The sequence below is a fragment of the Glaciimonas soli genome, from assembly GCF_009497155.1.
GTDB classification, from domain to species: Bacteria; Pseudomonadota; Gammaproteobacteria; order Burkholderiales; family Burkholderiaceae_D; genus Glaciimonas; species Glaciimonas soli.
Map to the genome: position 1 here is coordinate 139,316 of NZ_WINI01000008.1, position 12,035 is coordinate 151,350.

Annotated in this window: 16 protein-coding genes; 12 read left to right on the forward strand and 4 right to left on the reverse strand. The window is 47.5% G+C overall.

What is annotated here, in order from left to right:
- The first annotated feature begins 44 nt into the window (after positions 1 to 44).
- From GEV47_RS16030 to bfr, 12 genes are all read left to right on the forward strand, one after another.
- A complete protein-coding gene (locus tag GEV47_RS16030) occupies positions 45 to 689 on the forward strand; it encodes an LPS-assembly lipoprotein LptE (RefSeq protein ID WP_228124755.1) in 645 nt (214 codons plus the stop codon).
- Positions 690 to 699: 10 nt separating this feature from the next.
- Positions 700 to 1,719: a DNA polymerase III subunit delta gene (gene holA / locus GEV47_RS16035; RefSeq protein WP_153235792.1), complete on the forward strand. Its 1,020-nt coding sequence runs from the start codon at positions 700 to 702 to the stop codon at positions 1,717 to 1,719.
- An 80-nt stretch (positions 1,720 to 1,799) separates the two neighbouring features.
- A complete protein-coding gene (locus GEV47_RS16040) occupies positions 1,800 to 3,071 on the forward strand; it encodes a glutamate-5-semialdehyde dehydrogenase (RefSeq protein WP_153235793.1) in 1,272 nt (423 codons plus the stop codon).
- Between the two features lie 61 nt (positions 3,072 to 3,132).
- Entirely contained in the window at positions 3,133 to 3,555 is a 423-nt protein-coding gene (locus GEV47_RS16045; RefSeq protein WP_153235794.1) for a CopD family protein, read from the forward strand.
- Positions 3,556 to 3,569: 14 nt separating this feature from the next.
- Positions 3,570 to 4,172: a 2-hydroxychromene-2-carboxylate isomerase gene (locus tag GEV47_RS16050; RefSeq protein ID WP_153235795.1), complete on the forward strand. Its 603-nt coding sequence runs from the start codon at positions 3,570 to 3,572 to the stop codon at positions 4,170 to 4,172.
- Positions 4,173 to 4,247: 75 nt separating this feature from the next.
- Positions 4,248 to 5,480, forward strand: coding sequence for a THUMP domain-containing class I SAM-dependent RNA methyltransferase (locus tag GEV47_RS16055; protein ID WP_228124756.1), 1,233 nt, complete (start codon positions 4,248 to 4,250; stop codon positions 5,478 to 5,480).
- 2 nt (positions 5,481 to 5,482) lie between these two features.
- Positions 5,483 to 5,830 (forward strand): nuclear transport factor 2 family protein, encoded by a 348-nt coding sequence (locus GEV47_RS16060; RefSeq protein WP_153235796.1) that lies wholly within the window; start codon positions 5,483 to 5,485, stop codon positions 5,828 to 5,830.
- Between the two features lie 348 nt (positions 5,831 to 6,178).
- Positions 6,179 to 6,385 carry a hemin uptake protein HemP gene (hemP, locus tag GEV47_RS16065; RefSeq protein WP_228124757.1) on the forward strand — a complete coding sequence of 69 codons (207 nt, stop codon included), beginning with the start codon at positions 6,179 to 6,181 and terminating at the stop codon, positions 6,383 to 6,385.
- Between the two features lie 39 nt (positions 6,386 to 6,424).
- Positions 6,425 to 6,769: a hypothetical protein gene (locus GEV47_RS16070; RefSeq protein WP_153235797.1), complete on the forward strand. Its 345-nt coding sequence runs from the start codon at positions 6,425 to 6,427 to the stop codon at positions 6,767 to 6,769.
- A gap of 50 nt (positions 6,770 to 6,819) precedes the next feature.
- Positions 6,820 to 7,062, forward strand: a complete 243-nt coding sequence (locus tag GEV47_RS16075) for a (2Fe-2S)-binding protein (RefSeq protein WP_153235798.1) — start codon at positions 6,820 to 6,822, stop codon at positions 7,060 to 7,062.
- Positions 7,063 to 7,082: 20 nt separating this feature from the next.
- The gene (locus tag GEV47_RS16080) at positions 7,083 to 7,826 is read left to right on the forward strand and encodes an energy transducer TonB (protein WP_153235799.1); all 744 of its coding nucleotides are present in this window, start codon (positions 7,083 to 7,085) and stop codon (positions 7,824 to 7,826) included.
- Positions 7,827 to 8,030: 204 nt separating this feature from the next.
- Entirely contained in the window at positions 8,031 to 8,501 is a 471-nt protein-coding gene (bfr, locus tag GEV47_RS16085) for a bacterioferritin (RefSeq protein WP_153235800.1), read from the forward strand.
- 142 nt (positions 8,502 to 8,643) lie between these two features.
- Here bfr and GEV47_RS16090 read toward each other — a convergent pair whose 3' ends face one another.
- From GEV47_RS16090 to GEV47_RS16100, 4 genes are all read right to left on the reverse strand, one after another.
- The gene (locus GEV47_RS16090; protein WP_322741672.1) at positions 8,644 to 9,186 is read right to left on the reverse strand and encodes a YggT family protein; all 543 of its coding nucleotides are present in this window, start codon (positions 9,184 to 9,186) and stop codon (positions 8,644 to 8,646) included.
- A gap of 244 nt (positions 9,187 to 9,430) precedes the next feature.
- Positions 9,431 to 10,234 carry a histone H1-like repetitive region-containing protein gene (locus GEV47_RS16095; RefSeq protein ID WP_153235801.1) on the reverse strand — a complete coding sequence of 268 codons (804 nt, stop codon included), beginning with the start codon at positions 10,232 to 10,234 and terminating at the stop codon, positions 9,431 to 9,433.
- A 164-nt stretch (positions 10,235 to 10,398) separates the two neighbouring features.
- Positions 10,399 to 10,521, reverse strand: a complete 123-nt coding sequence (locus GEV47_RS19745) for a hypothetical protein (protein ID WP_265588516.1) — start codon at positions 10,519 to 10,521, stop codon at positions 10,399 to 10,401.
- Between the two features lie 358 nt (positions 10,522 to 10,879).
- Positions 10,880 to 12,025: a ribonucleotide-diphosphate reductase subunit beta gene (locus GEV47_RS16100; RefSeq protein WP_153235802.1), complete on the reverse strand. Its 1,146-nt coding sequence runs from the start codon at positions 12,023 to 12,025 to the stop codon at positions 10,880 to 10,882.
- Between the last annotated feature and the right edge of the window lie 10 nt (positions 12,026 to 12,035).

Genomic DNA, 12,035 nt, shown 5'->3' on the forward strand with positions numbered 1-12,035 from the left:
AGGTAGCAATAACTGTCCCGCCTGAATTTAAAAAGGAACACTGTATGACATCACTATCCATGCAACGTCCATCACGCAATTTATTCCCTCGCTGGATGCTGATCTTTGCATTGAGTGCACTGTTAGCCGCTTGTGGCTTCCATTTGCGCGGCTCTGCCAATTTGCCATTTAAGTCGATTTATCTTGGTTCCGCTACAGGCACTCCGCTCGGTGTCGAATTAAAGCGCAATATTCAAGCGGGTGGTCAAACGATCGTACTGCCAAAAGCAGATGGTGCTGAAGCGATTATGGACGTGATTTCACAAAAGCAGGAAAAGACAATTCTGACCCTTAACAGTCAAGGTCAGGTGCGTGAATATATGCTGTATTACCGCTTTACCTTCCGATTACTCGATGCGCAGAAAAAAGTATTGATGCCAGAGACTCAGATCACATTAAAACGTGACATTAGCTATAGCCAATCGGAAGAGTTGTCAAAAGTGGCAGAGGAAGCCTTGCTATATCGTGATATGCAAAGCGATTTGGTACAGCAAATTTTACGTCGCTTTGGAGCACTCAAGCCAATCGCAACGACTGACACAGCGCCAGTGGTTAGCCCGGAGACCAACACAGACAGTACTCCAGATACCTCAGGCACGTTAGCGACGCCGAATGTGCCTGGCAATACTCAGCCAACGCCAGCCAAATAACGGATAGCGTATGCAATTGCGAATTGATGCACTCGATGCTCACTTGGCGAAAACGCTAGCGCCGTTATACGTCATCACCAGTGACGAGCATCTGCTGGCGCTGGAGGCTGCCGATAAAATGCGTAAAGCTGCGCGTCAGCATGGCTGCACTGAACGCGATGTTCTGGTTGTAGACCGCAGTTTTAAATGGGGTGAGTTATTGGCGGCGAATCAATCGCAATCGCTGTTTGGCGATAAAAAATTGATAGAACTGCGCATCCCCACTGGCAAACCCGGCAAGGAAGGTGGACAAGCGTTACAACATTACGCGACGACACTGAACCCTGATAACGTGACCATCATCAGCTTGCCCAAACTGGATTGGGCAACACAAAAAGCGGCGTGGGTCAGCAGTTTGCAACAGACTGCGGTATACATAGACATACCATTAGTGGAACGGGCGCAATTACCCAACTGGATTGGTGTTCGAATGGCTGCGCAGCAGCAAAGTGCGGATAGACAGTCCCTGGACTTTGTCGCAGATCGGGTCGAGGGCAATTTATTAGCGGCACATCAGGAAATCCAAAAGCTGGCGTTGTTGCATCCGCCGGGAAAACTCAGCTATGAGCAGATACAAGATGCTGTGCTCAATGTCGCGCGCTACGATGTATTCAAGTTGAACGAAGCCATGCTGGCAGGCGATGTGCCGCGCCTGGTGCGCATGGTAAATGGCTTGAAAGGTGAAGGCGAAGCGCTGCCATTGGTGCTGTGGGCAATTGCCGAAGAATGCCGCACTCTATTGAAATTAAAATCAGGTGTAACACAAGGTCGTCCAATCGGCGCATTGTTAAAGGAATATCGGATCTGGGGTCCACGCGAAAGACTGATGGAGCCAGCCGTGCGTCGCCTTTCCTTGACGACACTGGAAACCGCTTTGCAGCAAGCTGCGCAGATCGACAAAATGGTGAAAGGCCTGCGCGCAAAAGCCTACGCTGGCGATGCCTGGGATGCCTTGTTACAGCTTAGCCTGAAGATCGCGCGACCGTCGTAAACCTCGTCTGCACTTGCCAGGTTATGGTCTAGTTTGCCCTTTGTACGCTACGAAAATTCTTATTCTAATTATTTGACACTATGAACATCCCATCCTATATGACCGAAGTCGGCCAACGTGCCCGCGCAGCATCGCGTGCCATGGCGCGTGCGGATACGGCAACTAAAAATAAAGCACTGAGCCTGATTGCCGCTGCGATTACACGCGATGCAGATCAACTGCGTGCCGCCAATCAAAAGGATTTGGACGCCGCCCGCGCCAACGGCTTAGCCAGTGCCTTACTGGACAGGCTAACCCTATCCGATAAAGCCATCGCCACCATGATTGAAGGCTTGCAGCAGATTGTCGCGCTGCCCGATCCTATCGGTGAAATCTCGAATATGAAATTTCGCCCGACCGGCATACAAGTTGGCCAAATGCGGGTGCCATTGGGGGTCATCGGCATCATTTACGAGGCGCGTCCCAACGTGACGGTTGATGCTGCTGGCCTATGCATTAAAAGCGGTAATGCGACCATCTTGCGCGGTGGTTCAGAGGCGATCCATTGCAATCAGGCGCTGGCCAAATTGGTGCAAGAAGGATTGACCGGTGCAGGCCTGCCAGCCGATGCGGTGCAAGTGATCGCCACCACCGATCGCGCCGCGGTAGGCGCGATGATCACCATGCCAGACTATATCGATGTAATCGTTCCACGGGGCGGCAAAGGCTTGATTGCGCGCTTGATCGAAGAGTCCACAGTGCCGATGATTAAGCATCTGGATGGCATATGTCATGTGTATATCGACGATCAGGCTGATGTTGAAAAAGCACTGAAAATCGCCTTCAACGCCAAATGTCATCGCTATGGCACCTGCAACACGATGGAAACCTTATTGGTCGCGCGCGCCATTGCGCCACAAGTATTACCGGAACTAAGTACGCTCTATCTCAGTCAACAGGTTGAGCTACGTGCCGATGAGGACGCCTACAAAATATTACAGGCTGGCGCCTATCCGCATTTGAGCAGTGCTACAGAAGAAGATTGGAAGACGGAATATCTGGCGCCGATTCTGTCCATTAAAACTGTCGCCGACATGGATGAGGCAATTACCCATATCAATACCTATTCGTCGCATCACACAGATAGCATCGTCACCGAAAATTATTCACGCTCCATGCGCTTCTTGCGTGAAGTTGATTCAGCATCGGTAATGGTGAATGCGTCGACCCGTTTTGCTGACGGTTTTGAATTTGGCTTAGGCGCAGAAATCGGTATTTCCAACGATAAATTGCATGCGCGTGGACCGGTTGGATTAGATGGATTGACGTCTTTAAAGTATGTTGTGCTGGGCCACGGTGAAATACGGGAATAAGCAATTAACATTTAGCCAATATAGTATTAGCCGCAGTTAAACCTCTTTTCTTAGGAACAATATGCTCTGGATCAAAGCGCTGCACATCGTTTTCGTTACCTCATGGTTTGCCGGGTTGTTTTATCTGCCGCGTATTTTCGTCAATCTGGCGCTGGAAACTGAAGCCAATGCAACGCAACGACTATTGCTAATGGCACGAAAACTGTATCGCTTCATGACGCCATTAGCACTGATTGCTATCGTATTGGGTGGCTGGTTGTGGCTAGGCTACGGCATCGGCAAGGGGCCTTACAGCGGCTGGATGCACGCCAAGCTACTATTTGTCATTTTGGCGATTGGTTATCATCACGCCTGTGGCAGCTTGCTGAAAAAATTTGAACTGGGCACCAATAAACGCAGCCACGTCTGGTTCCGCTGGTTTAATGAAGTGCCGGTGATTTTATTGTTAGCGATTGTGATTTTGGTTGTTGTTAAACCTTTTTAAAAAGCCCTGCTATCATGCGCAAAACCTGTGAATATTTTTTTGCACCGCAATCTCCCTGGACTTATCTTGGTCATGCACGTTTGATCGCATTGGCACAACAGTACGATGTAACAATTGCATTAAAGCCTTGTGATTTATCGAAAGTTTTTTCGACTTCCGGTGGCGTGCCATTGAATCAAAGGCCGCCTCAGCGTCAGGCTTATCGTCTGCTAGAGTTGCAACGCTGGAGCGAATATTTACAACAACCGTTGAACCTGCATCCTCGCTATTTTCCTGTGATGCCAAATGATGCCAGCAAATTTATTATTGCTGCACAACTGGCACACGGGACGACTGCGGCATTGCAGTTAACCGGTGCCATCATGCGTGGCGTATGGGCAGAAGATAAAAATATCGCCGATAGCGCTACCCTGATCGCCATCGCAACAGCGCTTGGCCATGATGGTAACGCATTGCAGAAAGCAGCTGAAACAGCCAGCGTCGCCAGTGCGTTTGATCAATTTACCGACGAAGCCATCGCCGCCAATGTTTTTGGCGCACCATGGTATATCGTTGATGGTGAAGGTTTCTGGGGACAAGATCGATTGGATTTTGTCGAACGTGCTTTTGCTAAATAGAATTTCTTGTTTCACAAAAAAGTTTTACCCAGCCAGTAATTATAGAAGTAACACCAACGGATAAAAGGTTCCCCCATGTCACAACTACCCAACTCTCAACACTCTTATTTCTGCCCCTGCCCACGTGGCATGGAAACGGTGTTAGCTGAAGAGCTAAACGAAATCGCGCAACTCACCGCACCGCTAGTCACATTGAAAGTACACACGCAAGTTCCTGGCGGCGTGCATTGTTCTGGCTTGTTGAGCGATGCCTGGCGGATTAACTTGCATTCGCGTATTGCTAGCCGCGTACTGCTGCGCCTGGCCCATCGTTCTTACAAAAATGAGAATGATATTTACGATACTGCACTGGAACAAGAGTGGGAAAACTGGTTCACCGTTGACCATACCATACGGGTTGACGTCACTGCGATCAAATCACCGTTGCGTAGCCTGGAATTTACCACGCTGAAAATCAAGGATGCAATCTGCGACCGTTTCCGTGACATCTGTAACGAGCGGCCATCAGTCAATACCAATATTCCGGATATGCGTATTGTTGGCTTTCTTGATGCGCACACTTTCACTTTGTATCTCGATACTTCTGGCGAAGCGCTCTTCAAGCGCGGCTGGCGCACTGAAACCGGTGATGCACCGTTGCGTGAAAACCTGGCAGCTGGCTTACTGCGTACTTCCGGCTGGAAGCCTGGAACGGTGTTGTTTGACCCGATGTGCGGATCTGGCACTATCCTGGTTGAAGCTGCTCAGATTTTGGCCGGCATCCCTTCTGGTGCTCGCCGTGATTTTGCCTTTGAAAAATTTCATAGCTTTGATGCCGCGCTATGGCAAACCATCAAGAATGACTTCAAACCAAATCCACTTCCTCTTACGCCCACTATTTTCGGCAGCGATATTTCGGGTGATATGGTGCAGATTACAGCAGAGAATTTACGCAATGCTGGTATCCTGTTTGAAGTTCCACTTAAACAAATTGAAGCGCAGGAAGTGCGTCCGCCCAACGATGCCAGCAGCGGCATCATGCTGACTAATCCACCGTACGGTGAACGTATCGGCGTACGCGGCGATAGCACGCTGGCCACGGAAGATTTATTCAACGCTTTCTTCAATGCGTTTGGTAATACTTTGAAACAACGCTTTGCAGGTTGGAGCGTATTCCTGTTTACTGCTGATTTGACAGTTCCCAAACTGCTGCGCCTGAAAGAAGCGCGTAAAACGCCCTTTTTTAATGGCGCGCTTGAATGTCGTTTATTCCGCTTCGATATGGTGTCCGGATTCAATCGAAGAGAAGCCGCCAAACCGAAAGAATAAGCATGCTCACACCCTTAGAAGTCGTTGAACGCCAATTCGAAGCCTACAATGCACGTGATCTTGATCGCTTTGTGAGTAATTTCAGTGAAACCTATCGCGCTTATCGCATGCCGTCTCTGGAGCCATATATCGCAGGAAAAGCACAATTAACGGAGTTCTATGCAACCAAACGTTTCAATGACTCAGGATTAAAACTAAGGGCAGAGCTGATCCAGCGTACCGTGATGGGCGATAAGGTTTGTGATCATGAACTCCTCTGGGGGCTGACTGCAAGTTCTATCGAAATGATGATTATTTGGGAAGTGCGGAACGGTCTTATCGAAACCTCCTGGGCTTTTTCTGCTGCCTGACCCCAAATTTAGTATTGACGGAAACAGAGGGACAATATTTTGCTCCTCCTGTTTTCCGTAATCTGCACTATCAAAACACGTATTTTTTGTAGAGTTTAAGACAACGAATATATTCAGGAAGTTGTCACGGCCAGCAACAACAAGCATCACCCTTCTTTTCTACCTCTCCAGCTCTACGCTCTCCCTCAGCAATTTGTCGCAGCTCCGAGACATTGCCACTCCATTACAATAACAAAAAAACAATATATTCCTAAACAATACAAAGCATTACAGAAAAACGCTTGCAATCCTTCGTCAAATAAAGAATAATCTAAACAAGAACTATTCGTATTTAGATAAAGGATTGACATGACTAACCTGATGCCTGACTTAATACGAACCGCAACAGAAAACGAACACACTGAAGTGCAGCAAAAAAGTGCTCAGACCAAAGCAATTACGCGTATCAAAAGTCACGAATTGTTCCAACAAATGCGTGAATTGGAAATTGATCATGGTGGCAGAATTTATAAACTGCGATTGACGCAATTGAACAAATTGATTCTGACTGCGTAGTGGCGGTGGTTTGTATTTGCATCTTTTTAGGGAATCGTGATGGCAATTGAAAATATCAATTCAGCTTTTATTGAACCGAATAGCGTAAATAGTGCAACGACACAGCCAGAGTTATTAGTCTCTGCAGTTTTACATTTGATGTCGCAATACACCGCGCAGCATCAAAACCACGCAGAAACAAATGGCTGCACCAAACTGGCATCCGTTATTGAGCGACATTTGAAAGCGTTGGCAGCCCTGCCGAATTTGGCTCCTGTGTTACGCACGACTTGCCAGCAGTTATCGGAACAATGGGCAGCAGTAGTAGAGCGCACTATGCCGCGCGCTATAACAGAAGTACAAAAATTTGGTTTATTGACACGTTTAGTCAATGCTAGTCGCTAATTAAGTAAGCAATAAGCAAGAAAAACGAGAACTCGTCCGCAGGATTAAAAATGATTGTATGTGTTTGCAATAACGTCTCTGAGAAAAAAATTCGCCATGCAGTTGATGCAGGTATGGGATCAATGCGCGAGTTGCGTGATAACCTGGGTGTAGCCGCTTGCTGCGGCAAATGCCATGCATGCGCCAAAAATGTTTTGCGTGAGTGTCTTGATAATAACGTTCCTGCAGCACGTAAACACATCCAAGACCAAATCCATGCTCTGATTTTTCAGCCTATGCCGCATGCAGCGTAAGTGTTGATGGATAGCCGTACATGAGTGCAACTTTCCCCTTGCCGCCATCAGGCTCGCCCCATTTCTCGATCACTGCAACGGCAAAAAGCTGGTCTCCCTCCGCACAGAAAAAGAAACGCCTGATATCGCTAGGCATTATCCTTCTTCTACACATTGCACTTTTCCTTGCATTAAAAAATGGCCTGGTGCAGCAAGTAACGCTGGCCATTCCGCAGCAGATCGTCACTGTCTTTATTGCTCCTCAAGCTGCCTCGCAGCCGTCTAAACCAAAAGTCGTAACCCCCAAGGCTGTTCCTGTCGCCAAGAAAAATAGTGCGCCACCGCCTCCAATACCCGTCCCTGCAGCGAGTCGCACTCCAGCGCCCCCTATTGCAGCGCCAGTAGCAGAAACTGAATCACAACACGAAGATGTCTCAGAAGTCGCTACGGAGACCGCCATACCCGCTGCATCCCCTGCCGCGACCGTCGCTGCACCTACTCCCCGCACCATTACTTCTGGTATTGAATATATTCAGGAACCTCGCCCAGAATACCCTTCCTCGTCCAAGCGTATGGGTGAAGAAGGCAAAGTGATCATGCGCGTATTAATTAACGAAAAAGGCCGCGCTGAACGCATAGAAATACAAAAAACCTCAGGCTATTCCCGTCTCGACGATGCCGCCAAACGCGCCATGCTGCGAGCACTATTCAAGCCTTATATGGAAAATGGCAAGGCAATACCGGTATATGCCATCGTGCCGATTAATTTCCAGTTATCAAATTAATTCGTGAATAAGTAAGTCCGCCCAACGCCGCTACAGCGGCGCAGCGCCGGCCCCAAAATAATAGTACGAATGATTCCTGCTAAAGAATGGTGATAAAGCTGGATAGCTGCGCTATCATTGCTGCGTTCTCCCTCGTAGCGGCCACCCCACAGGGTGATTTATTTCATCAACCGCTACAACGCTCCCATTTTTAGAGAGGCTCTTATGCAAGGCGATAAACACATCATCAAACTCCTCAATGCGCAACTGACTAATGAGCTGACTGCGATCAATCAATATTTCCTGCATGCCCGCATGTATAAGCATTGGGGCCTGGAAAAATTAGGCAAAAAAGAATACGAAGAATCGATCGGCGAGATGAAACACGCTGACAAGCTGATTGATCGTATTTTGATGCTAGGCGGCCTGCCTAATCTTCAAGCGTTGCACAAACTGATGATAGGCGAGACCACGCCAGAAATGCTGGAATGTGATTTGAAACTCGAAAAAGGCGCGCAGAAAACCGTGAAAGAAGGTATCGCCGCCGCCGAAGCCGCAGCAGATTACATCTCGCGCGAATTGTTCAAGGAAATTCTGGATGACACAGAAGAACATATCGACTGGCTGGAAACGCAAATCGAACTGATCGAAAAAGTTGGCATCCAAAATTACTTGCAAAGTCAGATGGAAGCGTAAAACAGCTTCTGGCTCTCTGTAAAAATACGAAAGGCACAAAATATCAGACTATTTTGTGCCTTTCGTGCTTTTTCGATATCCTATTTTTATAGTTCAGCAGATGTCAGTTCAACTACAACGTCAATGCCGGCCTTTGCTTCACTCAAGCCAACGATTGAATCAACGTGATAATCAATTGATGTACCAGTCTTAGCAAAATCAATGCGACTAATGGCGATAAATCGACGTTCCCGAGCAAGGGAATAAAACGGCGCAACGGTCGCAACAAAGGGTCATTCAGGGCCCGTACAAAAGGCGCAAGCGGCGCTTGTGGGTTAACCCAACTGAAGATTGCATCAATGATCAATAAGGCGATCAACCCATAAAATACCCATTGAAAGAACAGCAACGCCGACATCGTCAGTAGCAAGGAGATATCCCATGCTCCGGCAATCACCAGATCCAACGCGATACACGCAATCGCCACCAGTACCGCACCCAGAAAACTAGCCCAATCGTAGCCACTAAAACCGGGCAGGACTTTGCGTAACGGGCGTACCATCCAATCCGAAACGCTAAAAATAAACTGCGCCACTTGCTGTGGAGGTCGAACTTTTACCGCCTGTATCCAAAAACGCAGCAACAATACGCCACCAAGCACACTACCAGCAGTTTCAATAATTAAAGAAAAGGTATTCTGTAGCACGGCGTGTTCTCTCTTTTAACCACATGACTAAATATCAGATTAGGACTTACGCAAAACGGTCACGGCAACGCACTGTCCCAACTTTACCAACGTAGACAACAGGTTAGTACGGCCAGCAAGCATAACGTCAAAGGGGCTGCTTTGCGTAAGCCCTAAAAATAAAAACCCGCTGTATGGCATACAGCCATGCAGCGGGTGATGCCCAACATCTGAGGGCTGCTTACCTTGACCAACTGGTGCCAAATTATGGGCGCGAACCAGTTGGAAACGGCCAAGCTGCTGCTGGGTTAAGTACAGTTTTCACTGCAGCTTCAACTGGCTTAACTACTACTTTTTTCACTGCTGGCTTTTTCACTGCAGCTTTAACTACTGGCTTGGCTACAGCTTTAGCTACTGGCTTAGCAGCGACTACTTTTTTCGCTACTGGCTTTTTAGCAGCAACTGCTTTTTTCACTACTGGCTTAGCAGCAGCAACTACTTTTTTAGCTGCAGGCTTAGCCGCTGGCTTTTTAGCAGCAACTACTTTTTTAGCTGCAGGTTTAGCCGCTGGCTTTTTAGCAGCAACTGCTTTTTTAGCTACTGGCTTTTTAGCAGCAACTACTTTTTTAGCCACTGGCTTTTTAGCAGCAACTACTTTTTTAGCTACTGGCTTTTTAGCGGCAACTGCTTTTTTAGCTACTGGCTTTTTAGCAGCAACTACTTTTTTAGCCACTGGCTTTTTAGCAGCAACTACTTTTTTAGCCACTGGCTTTTTAGCAGCAACTGCTTTTTTAGCTACTGGCTTTTTAGCAGCAACTGCTTTTTTAGCTACTGGCTTTTTAGCAGCAACTGCTTTTTTAGCTACTGGCTTTTTAGCAGCAACTGCTTTTTTAGCTGCAGGTTTAGCGGCAGCTTTAGCGACTGGCTTTTTAGCAGCAACTACTTTTTTAGCTGCAGGTTTAGCAGCAGCTTTAGCTACTGGTTTTTTAGCAGCGACTGGCTTTTTAGCCACTACTGCTTTCTTTACAGCGGGTTTCTTCGCTGCTGGTTTTTTTGCGGCTGTTGCCATTTTGTTTCTCCTTCACGTGATGAGAAAAGTAAAACTTCAGTTTGGAAACCCGACGACACCATCGCGATGGTGGCGGCGGATTATTCATCGGCGCAATCAACTCTGCTTGCGCTAATGAATTCGGCACCAGCTGAACTGCTCCATCCCCTCATTGATGCAGCACTTCAGCCATCTTTGACTAGATCGTCTTCATCGCCATGATCTGAATAAGAACCTTCCAGAGGTTCGCAACGTCCGGCGGCAACGACTTTCGTCAATATGCAGGCACCGTCATCTTGTGCCTGCATCGGAATTTTGTATTGCTGGTATAACGTAACGGTTTTAAAACACTGTCTTCAACTGCGTTTTAAACACCTTAAAAAATTAAAGGGCTGCTTGTACTTCTCTTGTGCTTCTCATTTATCCAAAGAAAACGCCGCCATACTCGATCAATTCGAGATAAGCGGCGACGACAGATAAGAGCTTTTCAGTCTTGGGCTGTTCATTAATTTTGGAACTACCTTTCGGTTATACGGTGTGTTTGCATTTCTTCGACCACACACCGCATGCTTCCGTTCACCTCAATCATGTGTTTATCATGTTTACTAAAAAATTGCGAATGATTTATTACAAACTCGAACAAACTAGTCAAAATTCGTTTCGCTATCATTCCCAATTCAGCGCACCGCCAGTTTGATATTCAATGACGCGTGTCTCAAAAAAGTTGCGCTCTTTTTTTAGATCGATCATCTCGCTCATCCAGGGGAAGGGATTTTCTTCCTGAGGGAACATCTGATCTAAACCGATTTGTTGTGCGCGGCGATTTGCGATGAATCTCAAATAGCCTTTAAACATAGTCGCATTCAAACCGAGTACTCCTCGCGGCATTGTATCTTCTGCGTAACGATATTCCAACTCTACTGCACTTAAAAACAACGCTTTAATCTCATCGCGGAATGCCTGCGTCCACAAATGCGGGTTTTCCATCTTGATCGTGTTGATTAAATCGATGCCGAAGTTACAGTGCATCGACTCATCGCGCAAAATATATTGGTACTGTTCAGCTGCACCCATCATCTTGTTTTGACGGCCCAGCGCAAGGATCTGCGTGAAGCCGACATAGAAGAACAGGCCTTCCATGATGCAAGCAAAGACGATCAGCGACTTCAATAATTTCTGATCGTTTTCAGTTGTGCCGGTTTTGAATTCCGGATCGGTCAGCGTATTAATAAAGGGAATCAGGAATTCGTCTTTATCGCGAATTGATTTCACTTCGTGATAGGCATTAAAGATTTCTGCTTCGTCCAAACCCAGCGACTCAACGATATATTGATATGCGTGTGTGTGGATAGCCTCTTCAAAAGCCTGACGTAATAAGTACTGACGGCATTCCGGCGCCGTAATGTGGCGATAGGTTCCCAATACGATATTGTTGGCGGCCAGCGAATCGGCGGTGACGAAAAAGCCCAGGTTACGCTTGACCAGGCGACGCTCGTCATCGGTCAAACCATTCGGGTTTTTCCATAGTTCGATATCACGCTGCATGTTGATTTCTTGCGGCATCCAATGGTTAGCGCAACCGGCCAGATACTTATCCCACGCCCATTTGTATTTAAATGGCACCAATTGATTGACGTCAGTATGGCCATTGATGATGCGTTTGTCCGCAGCACTAACGCGCTGAGTGGTATCGACTGCAGGCGCAGCAGTCGGAGCGGCTGCTTCTGGCGTGTAATCAAACACCGATGCGGATTGTGGCGCCGCTGGCGGTCGCGCTGGCGTTGGACTTGCTGATTCATCCCATGAGAGCATTTTTCTTCCT

Excerpts from the sequence above, each read along its gene's own strand:
- GEV47_RS16030 (WP_228124755.1), top strand. The coding sequence starts at position 45 with ATGACATCACTATCCATGCAACGTCCATCACGCAATTTATTCCCTCGC.
- holA (WP_153235792.1), top strand. The coding sequence starts at position 700 with ATGCAATTGCGAATTGATGCACTCGATGCTCACTTGGCGAAAACGCTA.
- GEV47_RS16040 (WP_153235793.1), top strand. The coding sequence starts at position 1,800 with ATGAACATCCCATCCTATATGACCGAAGTCGGCCAACGTGCCCGCGCA.
- GEV47_RS16045 (WP_153235794.1), top strand. The coding sequence starts at position 3,133 with ATGCTCTGGATCAAAGCGCTGCACATCGTTTTCGTTACCTCATGGTTT.
- GEV47_RS16050 (WP_153235795.1), top strand. The coding sequence starts at position 3,570 with ATGCGCAAAACCTGTGAATATTTTTTTGCACCGCAATCTCCCTGGACT.
- GEV47_RS16055 (WP_228124756.1), top strand. The coding sequence starts at position 4,248 with ATGTCACAACTACCCAACTCTCAACACTCTTATTTCTGCCCCTGCCCA.
- GEV47_RS16060 (WP_153235796.1), top strand. The coding sequence starts at position 5,483 with ATGCTCACACCCTTAGAAGTCGTTGAACGCCAATTCGAAGCCTACAAT.
- hemP (WP_228124757.1), top strand. The coding sequence starts at position 6,179 with ATGACTAACCTGATGCCTGACTTAATACGAACCGCAACAGAAAACGAA.
- GEV47_RS16070 (WP_153235797.1), top strand. The coding sequence starts at position 6,425 with ATGGCAATTGAAAATATCAATTCAGCTTTTATTGAACCGAATAGCGTA.
- GEV47_RS16075 (WP_153235798.1), top strand. The coding sequence starts at position 6,820 with ATGATTGTATGTGTTTGCAATAACGTCTCTGAGAAAAAAATTCGCCAT.
- GEV47_RS16080 (WP_153235799.1), top strand. The coding sequence starts at position 7,083 with ATGAGTGCAACTTTCCCCTTGCCGCCATCAGGCTCGCCCCATTTCTCG.
- bfr (WP_153235800.1), top strand. The coding sequence starts at position 8,031 with ATGCAAGGCGATAAACACATCATCAAACTCCTCAATGCGCAACTGACT.
- GEV47_RS16095 (WP_153235801.1), bottom strand. The coding sequence starts at position 10,234 with ATGGCAACAGCCGCAAAAAAACCAGCAGCGAAGAAACCCGCTGTAAAG.
- GEV47_RS19745 (WP_265588516.1), bottom strand. The coding sequence starts at position 10,521 with ATGCAGGCACAAGATGACGGTGCCTGCATATTGACGAAAGTCGTTGCC.
- GEV47_RS16100 (WP_153235802.1), bottom strand. The coding sequence starts at position 12,025 with ATGCTCTCATGGGATGAATCAGCAAGTCCAACGCCAGCGCGACCGCCA.